Origin of the sequence: Trueperella sp. HMSC08B05, assembly GCF_001808405.1 — a bacterium.
GTDB lineage: Bacteria > Actinomycetota > Actinomycetes > Actinomycetales > Actinomycetaceae > Trueperella > Trueperella bernardiae.
Genome location: NZ_KV793231.1, coordinates 116,063 through 137,580, shown reverse-complemented (window position 1 = coordinate 137,580; position 21,518 = coordinate 116,063). Strand labels below are relative to the sequence as shown.

Here is a 21,518-nt window from a genome sequence, read left to right as displayed (position 1 = left end):
CTAGCCGGCGCCTAGTGTGCCCGCTTGCGCAAGAGTGCAAGAAACATGGCGTCTGAGGCGTGCAGGTCAGGCCACAGCTGAAGGTAGGGGCCCTCCCCCACGATCGGGAACTTCGCCTGAGCAGAGGCGAGCTCGCGGGTGTCGAGCACCTCGACGTCGTCGCGGCCGGCCAGGAAGGTTTCGACCACCCCGGTGGTCTCGGGCAGGTACGGCGAGCACGTGGAGTAGCCGACGACGCCGCCCGGTCGCACGGCCTCCCAACCAGACTCGAGGAGGGACAGCTGCAGGCGCACGAGGTCAAGCGCGTCGCCCGCCTCCTTCGCCCAGCGGGCCTCCGGACGACGCCTGAGAGCGCCGATGCCCGTGCAGGGGGCGTCGATGAGGACCCGATCAAACTGGCCAGGCTGCTCGGTGCCGATGTCGGTGCCATCCCCCAGCCGGAGCTGAACCCGGTTGGCCCAGGGGGCTACGTTCTCGGCGACGAGGTCGAGCCGGTGCTCGTGGAGCTCGTTGGCGAAGACGGTAACGGACGGGTTTAGCGCCACGAGCGTGGCCGTCTTCCCGCCCGGTCCGGCGCACATGTCGAGCCACGCGGCGTCCTCGCCGTCGACCGGGGCCGCGGCGAACGTGCGGGTCACGAGCTGCGAGCCCTCATCCTGCACGCCGGCGATCCCGTCACGCACGGCAAAGACCCGCCCGGGGTCGCCGCCTTCGAGGATGAGCGCCGAGTCCACGAGGTGGCCTGGCTGGGAGCTCATGTGGCCACGCCCGATGTCCGAGCGCAGGGCGTTGATGGAGATGTCGCGGGCCACGAGGGCCACTCCCGCCGGCTCGTTGTCAGCCTTGAGCACCGAGATGAGGTCGCGCTTTGGGCGGCCGTGAGCCGCAAGCGCATCGGACAGCGCGCGCACGATCCATCGCGGGTGAGAGAACCAGTCGGCGAGGAAGCCCACCGAGGAGACCTTGCCGTGGTCGGCCTTGAGCTGGTCCTGCCACTCTTTGAGCGTGCGTTCGCCCGCCCGGCGCAGCACGGCGTTGACGAAGCCCGATGCGCCCGTGCCCACGTGGTGGCGGGCCAGCATGACCGTTTCGTTAATCGCGGCGTGGGGCGGGGTGCGCAGGGCGAAGAGCTGGTGGACACCCATGCGCGCCAACACCTTGACGGCGGGTTCGGGCTCGCGGTCCATGCAGTGGGCGAGAATCGCGTCCCACCGCCCCTGCAGACGTAGCGTGCCGTAGCACAGGTTGGTGGCAAAGGCCGCGTCCTGCTTGTTCAGCCGCGCGGCCCGAATCGCTTTGGGCAGGGCGATGTTGGCATACGCCCCGTTCGTCTCCACGTCGATCAGGACCTCGAACACGGCAGTGCGGGCCGCGTCGCTCTGCCGGCGGCCGGGCCGCCATCCCGCAGGGCGTTCACTCATCGTGCCACCTCAAAACTCGACTCCCCGTGCAAACCGCGAATCCAGTCTGCGGCCTCCATCCACGCCTTGCCCGCGGGCCCCACGCGGGACAGCCGCACGGCCGTCGTACCCGTGCCGACCAGCCCGTCGGTACCGATCTGGCCGGGGCGCAGGCCCTCGACGTCGGTCACCGCCGCCGGGCCGAGCTTGACGCGCGTGCCGGCCATCTCCGACCACGCGCCGGGCGCCGGCCACCATCCGCGGGTGCGGGCGGAGACCGCCTCCGCGGGCGCCGACCAGTCAATCCGGGCATCCTTCGACGTGAGCCGCGGCGCGAGCGTCGCCTCGCCCTCCTGCGGGCTGGCACTCGCGACGCCGGAGTCGAGGGCGGTGAAGACCTCGGACAGCTGCCGCGCACCCGATTCGGCGAGCACGGCCAGCAGCGATTCGGCGGTGTCCGAATCGGCAATCGCGTGCTCGCGCACGTCGTACACCGGCCCGGTATCCAGCCCGGCCTCGATCTGGAACACGGCCGTCCCCGTCACGCGGTCCCCGTGCGCGATCGCGTACTGCACGGGCGCCGCGCCCCGCCAGCGCGGCAGCAGCGAGAAGTGAAGGTTGAGCCAGCCGTGCTCGGGCACGTCCAGTAGCTCCTGAGGCACAAGCAGGCCGTAGGCGACGACGGCCACGGCCTGTGGGTCCAGCTCCGCGATCTGCGCCTGCACCTGGGCGTCCTTGAGCGTGGCCGGGGTGAGGACGGACAGACCCAGCTCCTCGGCGCGGTCATGCACGGCCGACTTCGTCAGCACGCGCTTGCGGCCCACCGGCGCCGGGGCGCGGGTGAGCACGGCGAGGACCTCATGGTCCTCGTTCAGCCGTTCAAGGGAGGGAACCGAGGTATCGGGGGTTCCAGCAAAGATAATACGCACCCGTCCATCTTACGGGCTTTGGCCGTGCCCTCACAGTTCAGCGCGCCCTGCCAGTTCGGCCCTGCCCTCACGGTCCAGCCCCCGGCCCACCTGTTCGGCGTCGCCTCCACAGTTCGCCCCGGCTCGCCTGTCCAGCACCGGCCTACAGTTCGGGGTCCACTCGCACCCGCACGCCCGCCACCCGCCGCGCCGAGGCCTCCCGCACGGCCGCATACACGGCCGCTGTCTTCTCCGCGCGTTCCGATTCGGGAAAGCGCAGGTAGGCCACCAGGCCATCGCCCGCCACCTGCGGGCCAAGCACCGCGATCCCGGGCACGACGTCGTGCGCGCCGCCGCCAAGCAGCGCATCCACCGGTAGGTCCGCACCACCAGACCTGGGCGCGCCGGAACTAGGCGAGCCCTCCGCCTGCGCCGACACGGCACGCAGCAGCCCGAGGAAGTCACGCAGACCCGCGTGATCCCCTCGCACCTCCACCCAGCACGACGTGGGCGGCAGAGCGATCGGCCCGCGCTCACTGAGCACGCCCTCGGCCCAGCCCGCCATGTCCCACGTGTGAAGGGCTCCCACCAGGGGCGTGGGCACGTCCCCCACCACGAGCATCTTCCCGCCCTCACTGCGTGCCCGGGTGTGGGCGGCGGCGTGGGCGATTATGCGCAGAAAATGGACTTCCGCGTCCAGGCGGTTGGAGCGTAACAGGTAGCCCGAGTCAAGCACGACGGCGGCCGCATACCCGCCCTCCACGTCCGGCACCACGCCGGGAGTGGAGACGACGATGCGCGCCGACCCGTCAAGCCCGGCCGACTGGCCAACCCCCGCCACGTGGACCGGGGTGCCCCGGAACGCCCGCCCGACTTCTTGGGCCGTGCGCTGCGATCCGATCCGCGCGGCGCGCACCTGCCCGCCCCCGCACGAGGCGCACCGGAACTGGCGCACCACCTGCGAGCAGCGCGAACACTGCAGGGGCGCGCCCGGATGACTGATCGCCAGCCATCCCCCGCACACCGGGCAGGTGGCAAGCTCCCGGCACCTGTTGCACGCCGTGACCGGCACGTAACCTGCCTCCGGCACGAGGAAGAGCACCGGCCCACGCGTCAGCCCCTCGCGCGTGACCGCGAAGACCGACGAAGGCATCCGGGCCAGGTCAATTCCCTCGGTGCGGAAATCCTGCGCCGCCATGATCTGCGGCACCCCGCCCCGGTGTTCGCTCAGAGCCGGGGTTATCCACCTCACCTGCCCTCGCTGCACCATCGCGGCCAGCTCCGGGGACGGGCCGAAGTTGAAGGACACGAAGGACGCACCGCTGAGCTTGGCGCGAAGGGCCAGCACCTCGCGGGCATGGACGTAGGGACTGCGCCTTTCGCGTAGCGCCGAGTGGTGATCGTCCACGACCACCACCATGCCCAGCTTCTCCAGCGGCGCCCACGCCGCCGCACGCGTGCCCACCACGATCCTGGCCCGGCCCGTGAGCACCGCCAGGAACGTGCGGTATCGCGTGGCGTGCTCGTCCTGAGACAGCATGAGCGCGGGCGTCTCCCCCACCAACCGCTCCACATCCGCCGCAAGCTGGCGCGCAATCGTGGGGGTGGGCACCACGATGAGCACCGACTCTCCCGCCTCCCGCACGGCGCTCAAGAGGAACGGCAGAAGGTGGTGGACCCGATCCCGGGCCCGCATCTGCACCGCCGCACTGGGGTGAGATCCGGCTCGCACCTCGGTGGCGAACTCCGGCCCGCCGATGTAGGCCGACCACGGCGCGTCATCGAGCACCTTCGGTGCCCCGAACGACGGCGGGTCGTCGAAAAACTCCCGTTCGGCACGGGCGTGGCGCTGCGGGATGGCCAGGCGCAGGCAGTCCGCCACCGGCGCCGCCTGCCGGGCGGCGACCGCCCGAGCGAGCTCGAGCACCTCCGGGGTGAGAACCCGCATCGGGGAAACCACACGGGCAAGCGGGCGTAGCGAGGCCACCTGTGTCACCTCGCTACGCCCGACAACGAACCCGTCCACCTTGCGCTGGCCCACATTGACCACCACGCGAGCGCCTTCTTCCACGGCCGCCATCTTCTCCGGGATCTCGTAATCGAAGAGGTGGTCCATGTGCGGCTGGGGCATGTCGAGTAGCACGCGCGCTACGGGGCGATCCACCCCGCCGACGCGGCGTGCCACAGGGCTCAGGGAGAGCAACTCTTCCTGATGCCCAAAATCTGGGAGGCCAAACAGCTCGTCGTTCGTCATGAATTCATTGAATCATGAGCCTCCGACAATTTAGATCGCTGCTCGCAGCTCCTCGACACGATCGGTGCGCTCCCACGTGAAATCGGGGTTGTTTCGCCCGAAGTGGCCGTAGGCCGAGGTGGCGGCATAGATCGGGCGCAGCAGATCGAGGTCGCGAATGATCGCGGCCGGGCGCAGGTCGAACACGGCCGACACCGCCTTCTCGATCGCCTTCTCCTCCACGTGGTTTGTGCCAAACGTATCGATGCGCACCGAGACCGGGCGGGCCCGGCCGATCGCGTAGGCGATCTGCACCTCGCAGCGGTCGGCAAGCTCGGCCGACACCACGTTCTTCGCCACCCAGCGCGCCGCGTAGGCCGCCGAACGATCCACCTTCGACGGGTCCTTACCCGAGAAAGCGCCACCGCCGTGGCGGGCCATGCCGCCATAGGTGTCAACGATGATCTTGCGGCCCGTCACGCCCGCGTCTCCCTGCGGGCCGCCGATAACGAAGCGGCCCGACGGGTTAACCAGCACCTCCACCTCGGAGGTGTCCACGCCCGCCTCGGCCTCGAGCACCGGTAGCACCACGTGCTCCTGGATCGCGCGCGAGAGCCACTCCTGGCTCACGTCCGCATCATGCTGGGTGGAGACGACCACCGTGCGGACGCGAACCGGGCGATCGCCGTCGTAATCGACCGTCACCTGGGTCTTGCCGTCCGGGCGCAGGCCCGGCACGATGCCGCGCTTGCGCACCTCCGTCAGGCGCTGGGCCAGGCGGTGGGACAGGTGGATCGGCAGCGGCATGAAGGACTCGGTCTCATTCGTTGCGTAGCCGAACATGAGGCCCTGGTCGCCGGCGCCCTGCTGATCGAGCGGGTCCGCGCCCGCGTCCGTGCGCGCCTCGAGCGAGGCATCCACGCCGCCGGCGATGTCCGCCGACTGCTGGTCAATGGAGACGAGCACGCCGCACGAATCGGCGTCAAACCCAATCTCGGAGGAGGTGTAGCCGATGTCGCGGATCGCGTTGCGCACGAGCGCCGGGATGTCGACGTAACCGTTGGTCGTCACCTCGCCAACGACCGCGACCAGTCCCGTGGTCACCACGGTCTCCACGGCCGCGCGCGCCGAGGGATCATTGGCAAGCAGGGCGTCGAGGATGGTGTCAGAGATGCGGTCGCAAACCTTATCCGGGTGGCCTTCGGTCACAGATTCAGATGAAAAGAGCTTCGTCACAGATTCTTCCTTGAGGGGATGGTGGACATGATCGCTGCGGCCACCTCTCGCTTGGTGCCGGCAGCTTCGCCAACGGTTGCTCCGCTGGCGTCAACGATAGTCACGGCCGTGTCGACGTCGCCAAAACCGGCGCGCTCTCCCACACGGTTGATGACAAGGAGGTCGGCGCCCTTCTTGCGCGCTTTTTGGCGGCCGAACTCCAGGTAATCGTTGGTGTCGTCACCCGTCTCCGCGGCAAAGCCTACGATGATCTGGTTCGGGCGGCGGTTGCGGACAAGGCCCGCAAGAATATCGGGATTAGCAATGAGGCTCAGCTCGACTGAGTCCCCGTGCTTAATCTTGGTCGCGCTACGTTCGGCGACACGATAATCAGCCACGGCTGCGGCCATGATGAGGACGTCGGCATCCGCGCGGGCTTTCATCGCCTCGGACAGCTCGAGCGCACTGCTCACGGGCACGATGACGACGCGCGAATCGACCTGCGCCAGCATCGCGGACTCGATGTTGGCGGCCACCAGCGACACGGAGGCCCCGCGCCATGCGGCCTGGTTCGCCAGCTCGATTCCCATCCGGCCCGTGGAGTGGTTGCCGATGAAGCGCACCGGATCGATCGGCTCGCGGGTCCCGCCAGCGGAAATGACAAGCGAGGTGCCCTCCAGCTCGCCTGCGCCACGACAGTCGTTCAGGCCGAGGCGTGTGAGGACGGCGCCCGCAATCTCCTCGGGCTCGACCATGCGCCCCACGCCCGAATCAGCGCCGGTGAGGCGGCCGGATGCCGGGCCGATGAACTCCACCCCGCGCTCGGCGAGCGTCTTAACGTTCGCCTGGGTGGCCGCGTTGTTCCACATCTCGGTGTGCATCGCCGGGGCGATCATCACCGGGCAGGTGGCTACGAGCACGGAGGCATTGAGCAGATTATCGGCGATGCCGGCCGCGATCTTTGCCATCGTGTTCGCGGTGCCGGGCGCGATGAGCACCAGGTCCGCCTGCTGGCCGGTGGCCACGTGCACCACGCGCTCCGCACCCTCGGGTGTATAGACATGAACCGGATTGCCAGACAGGGCCTCCCAGGTGGTGACCCCCACGAAATCGAGGGACGCGGGCGTGGGCACAACGACGACGTCGACACCGGCCTCCCGCAGGCGCCGCACCACAACAGCGACCTTGTACGCGGCAATGCCGCCGCACACCCCGATCAGCACGCGCGGGGCGGATACAAAAGAGCCTCCCAGCAGGGAGGCTCCCGAGGCGTTAGTTCTCAACGGTCAGCGAGAGCTTATCCTGATCGATTTCCTGCAGCGCCACCGACAGCGGCTTGTCTTCAGGAAGAGCGGGAACGAGCGGGCCGATGTTGGTGATGTTCTGATCGCCCGACTTCATCTCCTGACGGTAGGAGTTGATCTGGCGAGCACGCGCGGCGCTGTAGACCACCAGCGTGTACTTCGAATCAACCTTCTCCAGCAGGTCGTCAATCGCCGGCGACGTGATGCCCTCGGGATGGGGGGTGGTTCCGAACATGTTTGCCTCTCCACGAATTGGCGCCTTGAAACAAGGCATCGGCCTTATATTCTAGCGGCCTTCCGCCATAATCTTAAGTATGTCCTCGGTGGCCTGTGCCACTGTTATGTTGACGACTACCTCATCGAACTCGCCCTCCGCGGCCAGCTCGACCTTCGCCGTCTCGAGCCGACGACGCTGTTCCTCCGCGCTCTCCGTGCCACGGCCACGCAGCCGCGCCTCGAGCTCCTCCCACGACGGCGGGGCCAGGAAAATCTGGGCGGCCTCCGGCATTGATTCACGGATCTGCCGGGCGCCCGCCAGATCGACCTCAAGGAGGACCGTGCGCCCCTGCGCGAGTGCCTCATCGACCGGCCCTCGTGGTGTGCCGTACTTGTTCAGCCCGTGGACCACCGCCCACTCGAGCATCTGCCCTTCGGCCACGAGGCGGTCAAACTCCTCGTGAGTAACGAAGAAATAGTTGACGCCGTCAACCTCGCCAGGGCGCGGAGCGCGCGTGGTGGCCGAAATCGAAAACCACAGATCCGGCATCTCCTTGCGCAGCTCGGCGATCACGGTGCCTTTTCCAACAGCGGTGGGACCAGTAAGAACGAATGCCTGCATATACCTATGGTGCCAGAAAGCGCCCCGGCGGCCCAAGTAGCCCGGGGCGCTTCATGCGGCGCTTAGCCGAAGAGTTCAACCAGGTGGTGAGCCTGGTGCTTGCCAAGGCCACCCAGGCGGCGTGACGGCGAAATCTTCGCGTCCTCCATCACGGCCTCACACTTAGCCGGGCCCACCCCAGGAAGCGACTGCAGCAAGGACGTCACCTTGAGCTTGGCAAGCACGGCGTCCTCCTTGGCGAGCTCAAGTACCTCGGACAGCTTCCGCTCACCGCTCTTGAGCTGCGCCTTGATTTCCGCGCGCCTCTTGCGCGCAACAGCCGCCTTCTCAAGAGCCGCCTGACGCTCTTCCGCCGTGAGATGTGGTAACGCCATGATGCCTCCCTGTGTGCTGGTTTACCGCCAATATAGCGTTCATGGCGCTAAATTGGGCGGATTTTCCAGTATTTTTCATAGCTGTTTCATAACAATTGCGTTCCCGCAGGTCAGCGCGTCACGCATCCGCCCATATGTTGGAAATCGGACATGTCGGCCACGTGTGGGGTCCGCTATTTGGACGCATGGTGCTCCTGCAAGGACCTGATCCCGAGATTCTGGCTGCGCATGTTCTTGATCGCCTGCACGGCCGCGGAGAATTCTGAGATCGTGGTCATGATCGGCAGGTTCGCCGCCGTGGTCGCCGCACGGATGGAATAGCCGTCCGCACGCGCCCCCTGCGTGTTGGGGGTGTTAACCACCATGTCGATGGCGCCGGAGGTAATGAGGTCGACGACGTTGACCTCGCCCGTCTCCGACAGCTTGGCCACCGGCTTGGTGGGGATCCCATAGCGGTCGAGAACGTGGGACGTGCCCTTGGTGGCGTAGATCGTAAAGCCCATGTCCACCAACTGGAGGACGGGGAAGATCATCGTGGCCTTGTCCCTGTTCGACACCGACACGAACACCCCGCCCTCGGTGGGAAGCCCGCCGTAGGCCGCGCTCTGGGACTTGGCGAAGGCCGCCGGGAAGGTCGAGGCGATGCCCATGACCTCGCCCGTCGAGCGCATCTCGGGCCCGAGCACCGTGTCGACCACCGTGCCCTCCTTCGTCATGAAGCGCTTGAACGGCAGCACGGCCTCCTTGACCGAGATCGGGCTGACCAGGTCGAGAACGCGGGCGTCGACGTCGGGAAGCGCACCCTCGGTCTTGAGGTCGGCGATTTTCTCGCCCATCATGACACGGGTTGCCGCGGGCGCAAGCGCTACGCCGGTGGCCTTCGAGACGAAGGGAACCGTGCGCGAGGCGCGCGGGTTGGCCTCGATGACGTAGAGCACCCCGGACTGGATGGCAAACTGAATGTTGACCAGGCCCACCACGCCGACCCCGCGGGCAATCGCCTCCGTGGCCGCGAAGATCCGGTCAATCATCGCCTGGGACAGGGTGAGGGTGGGCAGCACGCAGGCCGAGTCTCCGGAGTGGATGCCGGCCTCCTCGATGTGCTGCATGATCCCGCCGAGGAAAAGCTCGTCGCCGTCATAGAGGGCGTCGACGTCGATCTCGGTGGCGTCGTCGAGGAATCGGTCGATAAGGAGCGGGGAGGACGCGCGCGAAGCGTCGGTCTTCTCCGACTCGTGCCTGGCCAGGTATTCGTCCAGTTCCTCGCGTGAGTACACGATCTGCATGCCGCGCCCGCCCAGTACGTAGGAGGGGCGCACGAGCACCGGGAAGCCCACCGCCTCGGCGACCTCCACCGCCTGCTGGTCCGACATCGCCGTGCCGTACTCGGGTGCCTGCAGGCCACCCGATTCGAGCACCGTGCCGAACAGCTTGCGGTCCTCGGCCATGTCGATCGCGTCGGGCGTGGTGCCGACGATCGGTAGGCCCGCGGCTTTGAGGTCCTGCGCCAGCGACAGCGGGGTCTGCCCACCGAGCTGCACGATGACGCCGGCGATGGGGCCTGCCTTGAGCTCTGCGTGGTAGGCCTCGAGCACATCCTCCAGGGTGAGCGGCTCGAAGTAGAGGCGATCGGAGATGTCGTAGTCGGTGGAGACGGTCTCCGGGTTGCAGTTGACGATGATCGTCTCGTAATCCTTGAGCGCAAACGTAGCCTGCACGCACGAGTAGTCGAACTCCAGGCCCTGGCCGATCCGGTTCGGCCCCGAGCCCAGGATCATAACGGCCGGCCTCTCGCGCGGCATGACCTCGCACTCCTGCTCGTAAGTGGAGTACATGTACGGGGTCGACGCCTCGGCCGTACCCGCGCACGTGTCCACCATCTTGTACACCGGGTGAAGGTTGTAGGCCCAGCGCACTTCGCGAACGGTCGCCTCTGAGATCCCGCGGATCGCCCCGATCTGCTGGTCAGAAAAACCGTGCCGCTTGGCCTTCGTCAGGACATCGGCGGTGAGGGCCTCGGCCTGCGTGATCTCGCGGGCGACGTCGTTGATGAGCACGATCTGGTCGAGGAAGAGCGGGTCGATCGCCGTGGCCTCGTTGATCTGCTCCACGCTCGCCCCGCCGCGCAGCGCCTGTTGGATCTGGATGATGCGGTCCTGGGTGGGGCGCTTAATCGCCTCAAGGAGCGCGGGCACGTCTACCTCGCCCTCCCAGTGGAAGACGGCGCCCTTCTTGTCGATCGAGCGCATCGCCTTTTGCAGCGCCTCAGTGAAGTTTCGCCCGAGCGCCATCGCCTCGCCCACCGACTTCATCGTGGTGGTCAGTGTGTCGTCCGCCGCCGGGAATTTTTCGAATGCGAAGCGCGGCACCTTGGCCACCACGTAGTCCACCGCCGGGTCGCCAGCCGAGAGCGGTTCGCCGGTCATGTCGTTCGTGATCTCATCAAGCGTATAGCCCACCGCAAGCTTCGTGGTGATCTTCGCGATCGGCACGCCAGTTGCCTTGGAGGCCAGCGCCGAGGAGCGCGAGACGCGCGGATTCATCTCAATGACCACCATGCGCCCGGTGTCCGGCTCGATCGCCACCTGGATGTTACAGCCTCCGGCCGCCAGGCCCACCTCGCGGATGATCGACATGCCGAGTTCGCGCACCGCCTGGTACTCGGCGTCGGTCAACGTGAGCGCCGGGGCCATGGTGATCGAGTCGCCGGTGTGAACACCCACCGGGTCGAAGTTCTCGATCGAGCACACGAGAATCGCCACGTCGTTGGCATCGCGGATAACCTCGAGCTCGATCTCCTTCCAGCCCAGGATCGACTCCTCAAGCAGCACCTCGGCGGTGGCTGAATAGCGCAGGCCGCCGCCCACGATCCGGTCGAGCTCGGTCTGGTTGTGGGCCAAGCCAGACCCGAGCCCGCCCATGGTGAAGGACGGCCGGACGACGAGCGGGTAGCCCAGCTTCTCGGCCGCCTCGTGGCACTCCTCGAGGGTGTGGGCGATATAGGACCGGGCGCTCTCCCCGCCGCAGGCTTCCACCACGTCCTTGAAGGCCTGGCGGTCCTCGCCCTTGCGGATCGCGTCCGCGTCTGCGCCCAGGAACTCCACGCCGTACTTGGCAAACGTGCCGTCGTCAGCCAGCGCCATCGCGGTGTTGAGCGCTGTCTGCCCGCCGAGGGTGGCGAGCACGGCATCGGGACGTTCCTTGGCGATGATCTGGGCCACCACATCGGGCGTGATCGGCTCGACGTAGGTGGCATCCGCCATGTCCGGGTCGGTCATGATGGTGGCCGGGTTGGAGTTGACTAGCACCACCCGGTAGCCCTCGTCCTTAAGCACGCGGCAGGCCTGCGTGCCCGAGTAGTCAAACTCGCAGGCCTGGCCGATGACGATCGGGCCCGAGCCGATGACGAGGATCGATTCGATGTCGGTGCGACGTGGCATTAGTTCTCCTCTGAAACGATGGTGAGCGTGGTGGTGCCGCCGCGGACGCGGCGCATGATGGCCCGGGTGTCGACCTCACGGATGCCGACGACGCCGTCCGCGCGCAGCCGCTCCTCCAGCTCGGCCACCGCGAAGGCGGACGACGAGCGCGGGACGGGATCTCGCGCGATGAGTCCGGCCGCCGTGAGCGGCCCCTCCCCCATCAGGCCCGTGTTGCCCACGTGCGGGGTGGTGACCAGCACGATCGCTCCCGCACTGTCACGCAGTGCCTGCTCGTAGCCCGTGGCCGAGGAACAGACGACCACGCGCCCACTCACCGTCCCACGCGCGCCGTAGGCCAGTCCGCGCGCCTCCGTCCCATCTTCGAAGATGATCCTCGCCGTGCTCATGCATCCTCCATTCATAAAAAAGGACGCCGGCCACATGACCGGCGTCCTAACGCCTTTACGGTTCGGGATGATGTCCCGTGACCGGCAACTGTTCGATGTCGTCATTCAAGCCGGCGGTTTCACCGGCGCGGATCTCGCCAATCCTATTGATCACGCCCATGAGGAACGGGACCGCCCGATCCGTGGAGATGTCCCGGGCCAGAGACTTGACCTCGGAGGCCACCACGGGCAGGTCCACCCCTAAGAACATGAGCTCGGTGGCCCCCACGCGGAGCAGACAGCGATCCACGATCGACATGCGCTCGATCGACCACTTCGGTGATGCCGCCTCGATCATCGAATCGACGTCGGCGGCGTTATCGGCGTACGTGGAGACGATCGTGACCCCGTAGTCCCCGATGGGGACCATGTGGGTGGACACGACCCGGCGCTCCTCGAGGAGCGCGCGCAGGTCCGTGCCGCGAAGATCGGACTCAAACAGCACGTCGAGTGCCATCTGCCGCTGAAGGGACCTACCCTTCCGCTTGGGATTGGGGCGAGAGTTGTTGTCCATTAGGCGCGGTTCAGGTACTCGCCGGTGCGGGTATCAACCTTGACCTTGGTGCCCTGCTCGATGAAGAGCGGCACCTGGATCTCGTAGCCCGTCTCGAGGGTGGCCGGCTTGGTGCCCGCGTTCGAGCGGTCGCCCTGCAGGCCCGGCTCGGTGAACGTGATCTCGAGGACCACCGAGGAGGGCAGCTCGATGAAGAGGACCTGGCCGTCGTGCATCGCGATGATGACGTTCTGGTTCTCGAGCATGTAGTTCTTGGCGTCCCCCACCACGGCCGCCGACACGGGCAGCTGCTCGTAGGTCTCGAGATCCATGAAGATGAAGTCTTCCCCGTCGTTGTACAGGTATTGCATGTCGCGGCGGTCAACCGTGGCCGTTTCGACCTTGACCCCGGCGTTCATCGTCTTGTCGACATTCTTACCCGACAGGACGTTGCGTAGCTTGGTGCGCACGAAGGCGGGGCCCTTGCCCGGCTTGACGTGCTGGAACTCCACCACCTGCCACAGCTGGTTGTCGATCTTCAGGACCATGCCATTCTTGAGGTCGTTCGTCGTTGCCACGTTTATCCAATCTTTGTTTGGCCGTATCTCGACACAAGTTTAGCGTGCATGCCCCGCATTTCCGCACCCGTATCGTGTGGCATTGCGCGCTATGCTACCGGGGCGGGCCGTCTGGCGCCGTGAGCGGCCTCCCGTTTTTTCTCGACGACGACGCCCGCCGACTCGCACCCGTTTAGCTTGCGTTCCGCCCGCGACGGGCGCGCGGCCAGCAGTGCCCACAGGATGCAGGCCAGGTCCACGAGCTCCTGCATCCAGGCGCCCACGAAGGCGGGCATGACACCGGTGGCGCCGATAAGCATGAGGACCACGGAGAAGGCCACACCAATCGCGATGGCCTGCCAGGCCACCCGCATCGTGCGCTTACCAACCAGGAGGAGGCGGGCGAGCCGCGAGAGGTCGTCGAGCATGATGACGACGTCGGCGCTCTCCACCGCGGCCGCCGATCCGCGCGCGCCCATCGCCACGCCCACGTCCGCCGCCGCGAGCACGGGGGCGTCGTTGACGCCGTCGCCCACCATGAGCACGGGCTTGGGGCCCATTTCGGTCACCGCGCGGACCTTGTCTTCGGGCAGGAGGCCGGCCCGTACGTCGTCGATGGCGAGCTCGCCCGCTACGCGCCGGGCTGTGTCCTCCGCGTCCCCGGTCAGCATGACCGTGCGCTGCACGCCCATGGCGCCGATCGCCTCGAGCGCGCCCGGAGTCTCGGGTCGGATCGGGTCGGACAGCTCGACGTGACCGGCCAGGCCGCCGTCGACGGAGACGAAGATCGCCGTAAATCCGGGGCGGACCTCGACCGGCGCGGACGCGTCGGTGTCCATGACGAAACCGTACTTGCCCACCTTGACCTGGCGCCCCTCGACCTGGGCAATGACGCCCTGGGCGGGGACGTCGCGCGCCTGCTCGGGCTCGGCCACGTCATCCGCGGCCGCCACGATCGCCTGCGCGAGCGGGTGGGAGGAGTAGAACTCGGCGCTCGCGGCGAGGCGGAGCATGCGTTCGGGATCCTCGCTCACCACGTTCGTGATCTCCGGCTCACCCTTGGTCAGTGTGCCGGTCTTGTCGAAGGCGACAGAGGAGACCTTGGCAATCTGCTCGATCGTGCCGGCGTTCTTGATGATCATGCCGCCGCGGGCCGCGCGTGACATGCCGGCCATGAAGGCCACCGGCGCCGCAATGATGAGCGGGCACGGGGTGGCCACCACGAGCACCTGGGCAAAACGCATCGGGTAGCCCGTGGCCGCCCACGCAGCCCCCGCGATGATGAAGGCGATGATGGTGAAGGGAAGGGCCACTCGGTCGGCCAGCCGCACGAACGGCGCCTTGGACTCGCGCGCCTCGGTAACGAGCGAGACGATGCGCTGGTACTGGGAATCGGCCGCGACAGCTCGGGCCCGGACCTCGATCGCGTCTGCGTCGTTCATGGAGCCCGCGAGCAGCGTGTCACCCGCGCGGCGTCTGACCGGCATGGACTCGCCCGTCAGCTGACTCTCATCCAGCAGCGCCGACTCCGACAGGAGCACGGCGTCCACCGGCACCGCCTCGTGCGGGCGGACCACCAGCTCGTCGCCCACCGCCACCTCATCGACGTCGATCTGTTCGATCCCGCCGTCCGCCTTGCGGTAGGCCACGGTCGGCGCGCCTTCGAGCAGGGCCGTCAGCTCCGCGCTCGCCCGGCCCTCGGCATAGTCCTCGAGCGCCTCGCCGCCGGTGAGCATGAGGCACACGACGAGCGCGGCCCAGTACTCGCCCACCGCCACGGTGGAGACGATCGCCGTGACCGCGAGGATGTCGATGCCAAAGCTGTGCTCCCTCAGGGTGTCGATCATGCCCTTGAACTGCAGAGCGGCGATGAGGAGCGCCACCGCGGAGACGATCACCTTGGCGGCAGGCTCGTTGCCCATCGCGGTGAGCACAACGCCGACAGCCGCGACCACGGCGATGACTGCCACGAGCGGATACTGGGAGACAAACTTCTTGGCCATACCCCTATCGTATTCTGGAACGACTCCAGTAACAACGAAGGTAAGGCGGCCCTAGTGTAGGTAAACCTAAGCGAAGCACTGCTAAACCAGCCCTACGAGCTCCTTCGCCAGCTCGGCCACATCTCGCCGTGTTGTATCATATATGCGGTCCGCGACGGCATCGTAGACCTCGTCCCGAGCGCCCAGCATAAGCCGGAACTCCTTGCGCGGCATGACCAGAGTGGCCGAGCGCTGGCCGATGAGCCCGTTGCGAGTGACGAGCGTGGACAGGTCGGCCGTCAGCTTGACCACCGTGCCCACACGCAGGCGCTCGCGGACAGGCACGTGCTCGGGGTCATCCAGCGAGTCCCCCAGCGCGTCCGAGGGGATAGCCAGCGCCCAGCGGCCGGCCGGGTCGGAGTCGACGTCGTCAAGGAAGTCGGACAGCGCCTCGGCAACGAGCACCTTGCGCTGCTCCGGGGCGAGCAGTACGTAGAAGTCCTCGAGCGAGTAGCCGTGCGCGGCCGCGACCGCGGCGTCGACGTCGGCGGCCGTGAAGCCGAGCTTGGCGAGCTCGCCCACGACGGCGGACTTGCCCGTGCCCGGGGCACCGATGAGGAAGATCGCACTCACAGGCCCACCTCCGCAAAGGCGACATCCAGCTGCTCGGGCGTGGGGGTGAGGATCTCGGGCACGCCAAGTTCGCGCAGGACGACGAAGCGGAGCTGGCCGCCGCGCACCTTCTTGTCCGAGGACATTATCGCGAGCAACTCCTCGCGGCTCGCGCCCGCGTACGTGGTGGGCAACTCGAGTGCGGCGAGGATCTTGCGGTGATGCTCGGCCAGGCCCGCGGGCCCCACCCCGGCGGCCTCGGCAAGGGCTGCGGCAAACACGCAACCGATTGCCACCGCCTCGCCGTGACGCACCCGGTAATCGGAGGAGGCCTCGATCGCGTGGGCCAGCGTGTGGCCGTAGTTAAGGAACTCGCGCTGGCCGGACTCGCGCAGGTCGTCCGAGACGATGTCGGCCTTGACCTGGACACTGCGGGCGATGAGCTCGAAACGCTTCGCCTCGGCGTCGCCGGCCTCAATAATGCTGAGGATCTCGGTGTCGGCGATCATGCCACACTTGGCCACCTCACCCATGCCAGCGCGCAGTTCAGCGGCGTCGAGCGTGGCGAGCGTATCAACATCGCAAAAGACGCCGAGCGGCGGGTGGAACGCGCCCACCAGGTTCTTGCCGTGGGCGGAGTTGATACCCGTCTTGCCGCCCACGGCGGCGTCCACCATGCCCAGCAGCGTGGTGGGCACCTGGATGACGGCCACGCCCCGCAGCCACGTGGCGGCGAGGAAGCCTCCCAGGTCGGTGGTCGCTCCCCCGCCCACCGCGATGACCACGCCGTCGCGCCCAAGGTGGGCATCCCCGGCGGCGTGCCAGCCGCGCTCGAGGACCTCGGCCGTCTTCGCCTCCTCGCCCCGCGGAATGATGAAAGCCGAGGACGGGATGTCGGAGATCGTCAGCTCGGTAATGATCGGCTCGGCATACCGCGACACGTCCTCGCCGTAAACGACCAGCGCCCGCGACTTCGTGGTCGCAAGCTTGACCACGTCCGAGGCGAGCGCGTGCCCGATCACCACCTCGTAGTCCTGACCCGCAACAGCAATGCGCCTGTGGGGAGCCTCCAAGTAATTCACCACCTCATCAACGACGCGGGCCACCGGGCGCGCGTCAGACAAAACAACGTAATTGGCGACGCTATGGTAGAGCGTCGAGCGATGGCGGCGCAGGTTCTTGATCTGGCCCGCCGGATCCTTGCGCAGCAGCGGGCGCACGGTCCGCGAACGGCTCACCCGCCGGGTCAGCTCCTCGTCGGTGGCCTCGATGAGGACGACGTGCTGGTCGGCCAGCAAGCGGCGCGTACGCTCGTGGAGCACGGCCCCGCCGCCGAGCGCGAGGATGCCCTCGAACTCGTGGCTGGCCCACTCAATCGCGTCGGCCTCGATCTCGCGGAACGCGGCCTCCCCCTCGGACTCAAAGATCGAGGGCACGGAGCGACCGGTGCGCTCGGCGATGAGCTCGTCCGAATCGCGAAATTCGAGGCCGAGCGCGGCGGCGACCCGCCTGCCTACAGTCGACTTGCCCGCCCCGGGCATCCCGATGAAGATCGCGCGAGGTCCCATTACCTTCGAACCTCGTCGATCGAGGTCCACCACGAATCCAGGTTGCGCCGGATCTCGGCCAGCGAGTCCCCGCCGAACTTCTCCACGAGCGCCTCGGCGAACACGAGCGCCACCATCGCCTCCGCAATCACGGCCCCGGGCACCACGGCCGTGGTGTCGGAGCGCTGGTGGAGGGCCGTGGCCGCCTCGCCCGTGGCGGTGTCGATCGTGCGCAGCGCGCGCGGCACTGTCGAGATCGGCTTGTAGGCCACGCGGGCCACGATCGGCTCGCCGTTCGACATGCCGCCCTCAATGCCGCCGGCCCGGTTTGTCAGCCGTGCCAGGTGCCCGGCCTCGCGGACAATCTCGTCATGCGCGGCCGACCCGCGCCGGCGGGCCGTCTCAAAGCCGTCGCCGATCTCCACGCCCTTCACCGCCTGGATCGACATGAGCGCGCCGGCCAGCCGCGCGTCCAGGCGATCCTGCCCGCGCACGTGCGTGCCCAGCCCTTGAGGCACGCCCCAGCCCACCACTTCGACGACGCCGCCCAGCGTGTCCGCGTCCTTCTTCGCCGCGTCCACCTCGGCACGGAAGGCGGCGGCCAGTTCGGGATCCAGCTGGCGCACGTCGCACTCGTCGAGCGTGGCGGTATCCTCCGGCGTGGGGAGCGTGAGGTCCGAACCGCGCACGGAGCCGACCTCCACCACATGAGAGACGATCTCAACGCCCGCCGCCTGGCGCAGCAGCTGCTTTGCCAGCTCGCCGAGCGCCACCCGGGCCGCCGTCTCGCGGGCCGAGGCCCGCTCGAGAACGGGGCGTGCCGAGTCGAAGCCGTACTTGTTCATCCCCACGAGGTCAGCGTGCCCCGGGCGCGGCCGGGTGAGCGGCTTGTTCCGGGAGACCTCCCGTTCGTCGCCCGTACCGGCGTCGATAAGGAGGGCCTCAGGCGGGACCGGGTCGGCGCTCATCACCGTGGACCACTTGAGCCACTCCGAGTTGCCGATCTCAAGCGCGATGGGCGAGCCAAGCGCCTCGCCGTGGCGGATCCCGGACAGGATCGTCAGCTCATCCTGCTCGAATTTCTGCCTGCTGCCACGCCCGTAGCCGAGCCGTCGCCGCCACAGCGCGTGCTTGATGTCCTCACTGGTCACGCGCACGCCCGCCGGCATACCCTCGAAGAGGGCCACCAGTGCCGGGCCATGGGACTCACCTGCCGTACTCCACCGAATCATGCCCCCTATTGTGCCATCTTGCGCCGCCCGGTGCCCGGGGCGCTCACGCGATGGCAAACGTAAGGAAGGACCCAGCCACGAGCCAAGGTCCGAGCGCGTGGCGGGAGCGCAGCGTCACGCGAGCAAACAGCGAGCGGGCGAGCACGTAGAGCACGTGCAGAACGAAGCTGGCGCAGATCATGTACAAGGCGCCGAGCGGGTTCCAGATCGAATTGAACAGGCTGAGCGCCACGATGAGCCGCGCGTCCCCCATGCCCATGAGCCGCCCGCGCGAAAAGACCGACCCCGCGAACATCGGCACCGCCACCGCCGCGCCGACCGCCAGGCCCCGCCACGGCGCTCCCGCCGCCACGAAGGCTAGGACGGCGATCGCGCCCGCCAGGTGCGTCCAGTTCTTCAGCAACACGTGGTGACGGGCGTCGATCACAGCGTTGATGGCCAGCGGCGGGTAGAACAGCGCGGCGCAGACGGCCGGCAGCCACCACTGCCCCTGCCAGGCCCAGGCAAGCCCTGCCGTCCAGGCGGAGGCGAGCGCGCTCGCCACCACCACGAGCGCGGCCTGGCGGTTCGTCATGGAATCGTAAAGGAGCGGATGCATGCCCTCAGGCTAGCGATTCGCGCACTTCAGCCGCGAAGTTCTCCACAGGCCCGGCGCCGCTGGTATCCCGCCCTTGATTACAGGGCGAGGATCTCGGCCTGCTCAACGTTCTTGCCCGTCAGCACCCGGATTTGGTCCTGTCGCTGGCGCGCTGTGACCTCCGCTGCACCGATCACCCGGCAGTCTGCTTCCGCCCACACACCGGCCAGGTCCACCACCACGCGCGGAGCCACCTCGGGCCGCTCAGCCACTGTCTGGACCAGCAGGTCGATCTCGTCCGCAAGCGCTGCGGGCCGCACGAGCTCGACGTCGACGTTCATCTTGTGCGCGGCGCTCACTGCCACTCCAGGGGCATCCGCCGCGATGAGGACCTGGTAGCGGTGCTGGACGAGGGCCGCCACCGAGCATGCCGCCGCCGCGCCCGAGCCCACGATGACTGCCCGGCGCGTGCCGCCGCCGGAATGCACTCCGAGATGGGCATCGAGCGTCCGCCCGAGCGCGCCCGGCAGCGCGGCGAAGCCCACCGCCATCCGGGAGGCACCCATCGGCTGGAAGGCGAGCGTGTCGATCGCGCCCACGCGGGACGCGAGTCCGTCCACGACGTCGCACTCCTCCCTCAAGTCAGGGGCGGCGTCGATCTCGAAGGCGAAGCCGGCGCCGGGAAAGTCGAGGTTGACGGCGCCGAGCTCGGCCACCTCACCGGCAAGCCGAAACGGTGCCGGGTCGAGCCCGATTACCCCGATCAATTGTCGCTCTCGGACTGGGCGGCATCCGGGTGATCGGACACCCACTGGCGGAGCTCTTCGACATTGGCGTTGTGCTCATCGAGGCTGGAGGCGAACTTCGTCTCGCCCGTATCCAGGTTGACGGTCACGAAGTAGAGCCAATCCCCCGCCGGCGGGTTCGCCGAGGCCTCGATGACCTCGATGGACGGGTTGGAGATCGCGGTGGGCGGAAGGCCCGCGTGGAGGTAGGTGTTGTACGGGTTGTCGTGCGCAAGGTCCTCGCGGCTGGGCACGCCGCCGGACTTGCCCACGCCATACAGCACGGTCGAATCCATCTGGAGCCTGCCATTCACCTGGCCCGAATCATTCAAGCGGTTCTCGATGACGCGGGCCACCTGGGCGTAGTAGTCCGGCCAATTGACCTCGCGCTCCACGATCGAGGCCACGATGATCGTACGCGCCCACTTCTCCTGCGGGATCCCCGAGGAGCGCAACTCACTCACGCGCTTGGACACCATCGTGGACAGCGCTTCCTTCGCCGTCGTATCCGGGGCGAACGAGTAGGTGACTGGCGAGAGCCAGCCCTCCACGTTGCCGTTCGCCTCCGCGGTCAGGCCCAGCCCCTCGGGGTCGGCCAGCGCGGCCTCGATCTCCGCCGCGTCGTAGCCCATGACGTTGACCAGGCGGTCCGTCACCTGCTGGAGGGTAAAGCCCTCCGGGATCGTCACGTTCAGCTCGGCCCGCGAACCCGGGTCGAGCAGGCTGGCAAGCGCCGCCACCGCCGACATCTTCGACTTCATCCGGTACGAGCCAGCCTGGATCGACGACGCACGGCGATCGGCCTGGAACGCGTCTACAAACGCGCGCTCGGAGGCGACGACGTCGGCCTCCACGAGGATCGCGGCAATATCCCGGCCGGTCGAGCCCTCGGGAATGGTCACGATGACCTCACCACTCCCCTCGCCCTCGTAGTCTTGGGCGCTCGGCCGATCAAGCGATAGCAGCGACTGCACGTGCGGCAGAGCCACAACGGCCGACATGACAAGCAGAACAACCGCGACGAACGTGACCACGGCCGTGCGCAGGCCCCGCTTGCGCCGCTGCGTGGCGCGCAAACCCGCCTTATTCTTACCCTGCGAATCAGGGAGTTTCTCAAAAAGCTGTGACACGTTATTCCTCCGCAGTCTGCACCAGCTCCGGTACACGACCGCTCATGCGTTCCTGTTCCAGCGCGTTTTCCAAAATGATAACCGCTGCCGCCTGATCCACAACACGCCGATGGGTGATCTCCTTACGCCCGGCCTCGTGCAACTGGCGGTGCGCCTGCACCGTGCTCAGCCGCTCGTCCAGCATCCGCACCGCCACCGGCGCGATCCGCCGCGAGAGCCGGCGCGCCCACGAGCGCGCCTTCTTCGCCGATGCACCCTCCGTACCGTCCATGTTGAGCGGCAGGCCCACGATCACTTCGAGCGCGTCGGCCTCGCGGACCATCTTCGCCACCGCGTCGACGTCGCCCTTGCCGCTACGCAGCGTGGTCACGGGCGTGGCGAGGATGCCCGCCGAGTCGCTTCGGGCGACGCCGATGCGCGCGGCACCGACGTCGACCCCGAATCGAACACCTACCCTCACGGC

Annotated in this window: 20 protein-coding genes; all 20 read right to left on the bottom strand. The window is 67.7% G+C overall.

The features are described 5' to 3' along the window. Window positions 1-11: 11 nt before the first annotated feature. Window positions 12-1,421: a transcription antitermination factor NusB gene (locus HMPREF3167_RS01810; RefSeq protein ID WP_062612457.1), complete on the bottom strand. Its 1,410-nt coding sequence runs from the start codon at window positions 1,419-1,421 to the stop codon at window positions 12-14. Then, complete coding sequence (gene fmt / locus HMPREF3167_RS01805; RefSeq protein WP_062612455.1) at window positions 1,418-2,329, bottom strand: methionyl-tRNA formyltransferase; 912 nt, start codon at window positions 2,327-2,329, stop codon at window positions 1,418-1,420. The genes HMPREF3167_RS01810 and fmt overlap by 4 nt, the downstream gene beginning before the upstream one ends. A 142-nt stretch (window positions 2,330-2,471) precedes the next feature. Next, a complete protein-coding gene (locus HMPREF3167_RS01800) occupies window positions 2,472-4,562 on the bottom strand; it encodes a primosomal protein N' family DNA-binding protein (RefSeq protein WP_062612453.1) in 2,091 nt (696 codons plus the stop codon). A 30-nt stretch (window positions 4,563-4,592) separates the two neighbouring features. After that, window positions 4,593-5,777, bottom strand: a complete 1,185-nt coding sequence (metK, locus tag HMPREF3167_RS01795) for a methionine adenosyltransferase (protein WP_070445152.1) — start codon at window positions 5,775-5,777, stop codon at window positions 4,593-4,595. Continuing rightward, window positions 5,774-7,039, bottom strand: coding sequence for a bifunctional phosphopantothenoylcysteine decarboxylase/phosphopantothenate--cysteine ligase CoaBC (coaBC, locus tag HMPREF3167_RS01790; protein WP_244899205.1), 1,266 nt, complete (start codon window positions 7,037-7,039; stop codon window positions 5,774-5,776). The genes metK and coaBC overlap by 4 nt, the downstream gene beginning before the upstream one ends. Next, window positions 7,029-7,295, bottom strand: coding sequence for a DNA-directed RNA polymerase subunit omega (gene rpoZ, locus HMPREF3167_RS01785; protein WP_062612449.1), 267 nt, complete (start codon window positions 7,293-7,295; stop codon window positions 7,029-7,031). The genes coaBC and rpoZ overlap by 11 nt, the downstream gene beginning before the upstream one ends. Window positions 7,296-7,346: 51 nt before the next feature. After that, on the bottom strand, window positions 7,347-7,898 hold the full coding sequence (gmk, locus tag HMPREF3167_RS01780) for a guanylate kinase (protein WP_062612447.1): 552 nt from the start codon (window positions 7,896-7,898) through the stop codon (window positions 7,347-7,349). 62 nt (window positions 7,899-7,960) lie between these two features. Beyond that, window positions 7,961-8,272, bottom strand: coding sequence for an integration host factor, actinobacterial type (gene mihF / locus HMPREF3167_RS01775; RefSeq protein ID WP_062612445.1), 312 nt, complete (start codon window positions 8,270-8,272; stop codon window positions 7,961-7,963). Window positions 8,273-8,445: 173 nt separating this feature from the next. Next, complete coding sequence (gene carB, locus HMPREF3167_RS01770; RefSeq protein ID WP_068538310.1) at window positions 8,446-11,712, bottom strand: carbamoyl-phosphate synthase large subunit; 3,267 nt, start codon at window positions 11,710-11,712, stop codon at window positions 8,446-8,448. After that, the gene (locus HMPREF3167_RS01765) at window positions 11,712-12,101 is read right to left on the bottom strand and encodes a carbamoyl-phosphate synthase domain-containing protein (protein ID WP_070445149.1); all 390 of its coding nucleotides are present in this window, start codon (window positions 12,099-12,101) and stop codon (window positions 11,712-11,714) included. The genes carB and HMPREF3167_RS01765 overlap by 1 nt, the downstream gene beginning before the upstream one ends. A 55-nt stretch (window positions 12,102-12,156) precedes the next feature. Then, window positions 12,157-12,654: a transcription antitermination protein NusB gene (locus HMPREF3167_RS01760; protein ID WP_068538311.1), complete on the bottom strand. Its 498-nt coding sequence runs from the start codon at window positions 12,652-12,654 to the stop codon at window positions 12,157-12,159. Then, window positions 12,654-13,211, bottom strand: coding sequence for an elongation factor P (gene efp, locus HMPREF3167_RS01755; protein WP_062612438.1), 558 nt, complete (start codon window positions 13,209-13,211; stop codon window positions 12,654-12,656). The genes HMPREF3167_RS01760 and efp overlap by 1 nt, the downstream gene beginning before the upstream one ends. Before the next feature lie 89 nt (window positions 13,212-13,300). Continuing rightward, entirely contained in the window at window positions 13,301-15,193 is a 1,893-nt protein-coding gene (locus tag HMPREF3167_RS01750; protein WP_070445148.1) for a heavy metal translocating P-type ATPase, read from the bottom strand. Between the two features lie 81 nt (window positions 15,194-15,274). Then, entirely contained in the window at window positions 15,275-15,805 is a 531-nt protein-coding gene (locus HMPREF3167_RS01745; protein WP_062612436.1) for a nucleoside/nucleotide kinase family protein, read from the bottom strand. Beyond that, window positions 15,802-17,352 carry a 3-dehydroquinate synthase gene (aroB, locus tag HMPREF3167_RS01740; protein ID WP_070445147.1) on the bottom strand — a complete coding sequence of 517 codons (1,551 nt, stop codon included), beginning with the start codon at window positions 17,350-17,352 and terminating at the stop codon, window positions 15,802-15,804. Before aroB ends, HMPREF3167_RS01745 begins: the two co-directional genes overlap by 4 nt. Next, window positions 17,352-18,563, bottom strand: coding sequence for a chorismate synthase (gene aroC, locus HMPREF3167_RS01735; RefSeq protein WP_070445144.1), 1,212 nt, complete (start codon window positions 18,561-18,563; stop codon window positions 17,352-17,354). Before aroC ends, aroB begins: the two co-directional genes overlap by 1 nt. 43 nt (window positions 18,564-18,606) lie before the next feature. Beyond that, window positions 18,607-19,161 carry an A24 family peptidase gene (locus HMPREF3167_RS01730; RefSeq protein ID WP_070445140.1) on the bottom strand — a complete coding sequence of 185 codons (555 nt, stop codon included), beginning with the start codon at window positions 19,159-19,161 and terminating at the stop codon, window positions 18,607-18,609. A 77-nt stretch (window positions 19,162-19,238) separates the two neighbouring features. Further along, window positions 19,239-19,907, bottom strand: a complete 669-nt coding sequence (locus tag HMPREF3167_RS01725; RefSeq protein ID WP_068538317.1) for a hypothetical protein — start codon at window positions 19,905-19,907, stop codon at window positions 19,239-19,241. Further along, the gene (mltG, locus tag HMPREF3167_RS01720; RefSeq protein ID WP_101923461.1) at window positions 19,904-21,055 is read right to left on the bottom strand and encodes an endolytic transglycosylase MltG; all 1,152 of its coding nucleotides are present in this window, start codon (window positions 21,053-21,055) and stop codon (window positions 19,904-19,906) included. The genes HMPREF3167_RS01725 and mltG overlap by 4 nt, the downstream gene beginning before the upstream one ends. Window position 21,056: 1 nt before the next feature. After that, on the bottom strand, window positions 21,057-21,515 hold the full coding sequence (gene ruvX / locus HMPREF3167_RS01715; RefSeq protein WP_062612426.1) for a Holliday junction resolvase RuvX: 459 nt from the start codon (window positions 21,513-21,515) through the stop codon (window positions 21,057-21,059). Window positions 21,516-21,518: the final 3 nt, after the last annotated feature.

Excerpts from the sequence above, each read along its gene's own strand:
- HMPREF3167_RS01765 (WP_070445149.1), bottom strand. The coding sequence starts at position 12,101 with ATGAGCACGGCGAGGATCATCTTCGAAGATGGGACGGAGGCGCGCGGA.
- HMPREF3167_RS01750 (WP_070445148.1), bottom strand. The coding sequence starts at position 15,193 with ATGGCCAAGAAGTTTGTCTCCCAGTATCCGCTCGTGGCAGTCATCGCC.
- HMPREF3167_RS01800 (WP_062612453.1), bottom strand. The coding sequence starts at position 4,562 with ATGACGAACGACGAGCTGTTTGGCCTCCCAGATTTTGGGCATCAGGAA.
- aroB (WP_070445147.1), bottom strand. The coding sequence starts at position 17,352 with ATGGGACCTCGCGCGATCTTCATCGGGATGCCCGGGGCGGGCAAGTCG.
- rpoZ (WP_062612449.1), bottom strand. The coding sequence starts at position 7,295 with ATGTTCGGAACCACCCCCCATCCCGAGGGCATCACGTCGCCGGCGATT.
- HMPREF3167_RS01760 (WP_068538311.1), bottom strand. The coding sequence starts at position 12,654 with ATGGACAACAACTCTCGCCCCAATCCCAAGCGGAAGGGTAGGTCCCTT.
- HMPREF3167_RS01810 (WP_062612457.1), bottom strand. The coding sequence starts at position 1,421 with ATGAGTGAACGCCCTGCGGGATGGCGGCCCGGCCGCCGGCAGAGCGAC.
- aroC (WP_070445144.1), bottom strand. The coding sequence starts at position 18,563 with ATGATTCGGTGGAGTACGGCAGGTGAGTCCCATGGCCCGGCACTGGTG.
- gmk (WP_062612447.1), bottom strand. The coding sequence starts at position 7,898 with ATGCAGGCATTCGTTCTTACTGGTCCCACCGCTGTTGGAAAAGGCACC.
- carB (WP_068538310.1), bottom strand. The coding sequence starts at position 11,712 with ATGCCACGTCGCACCGACATCGAATCGATCCTCGTCATCGGCTCGGGC.
- mihF (WP_062612445.1), bottom strand. The coding sequence starts at position 8,272 with ATGGCGTTACCACATCTCACGGCGGAAGAGCGTCAGGCGGCTCTTGAG.
- HMPREF3167_RS01730 (WP_070445140.1), bottom strand. The coding sequence starts at position 19,161 with ATGCATCCGCTCCTTTACGATTCCATGACGAACCGCCAGGCCGCGCTC.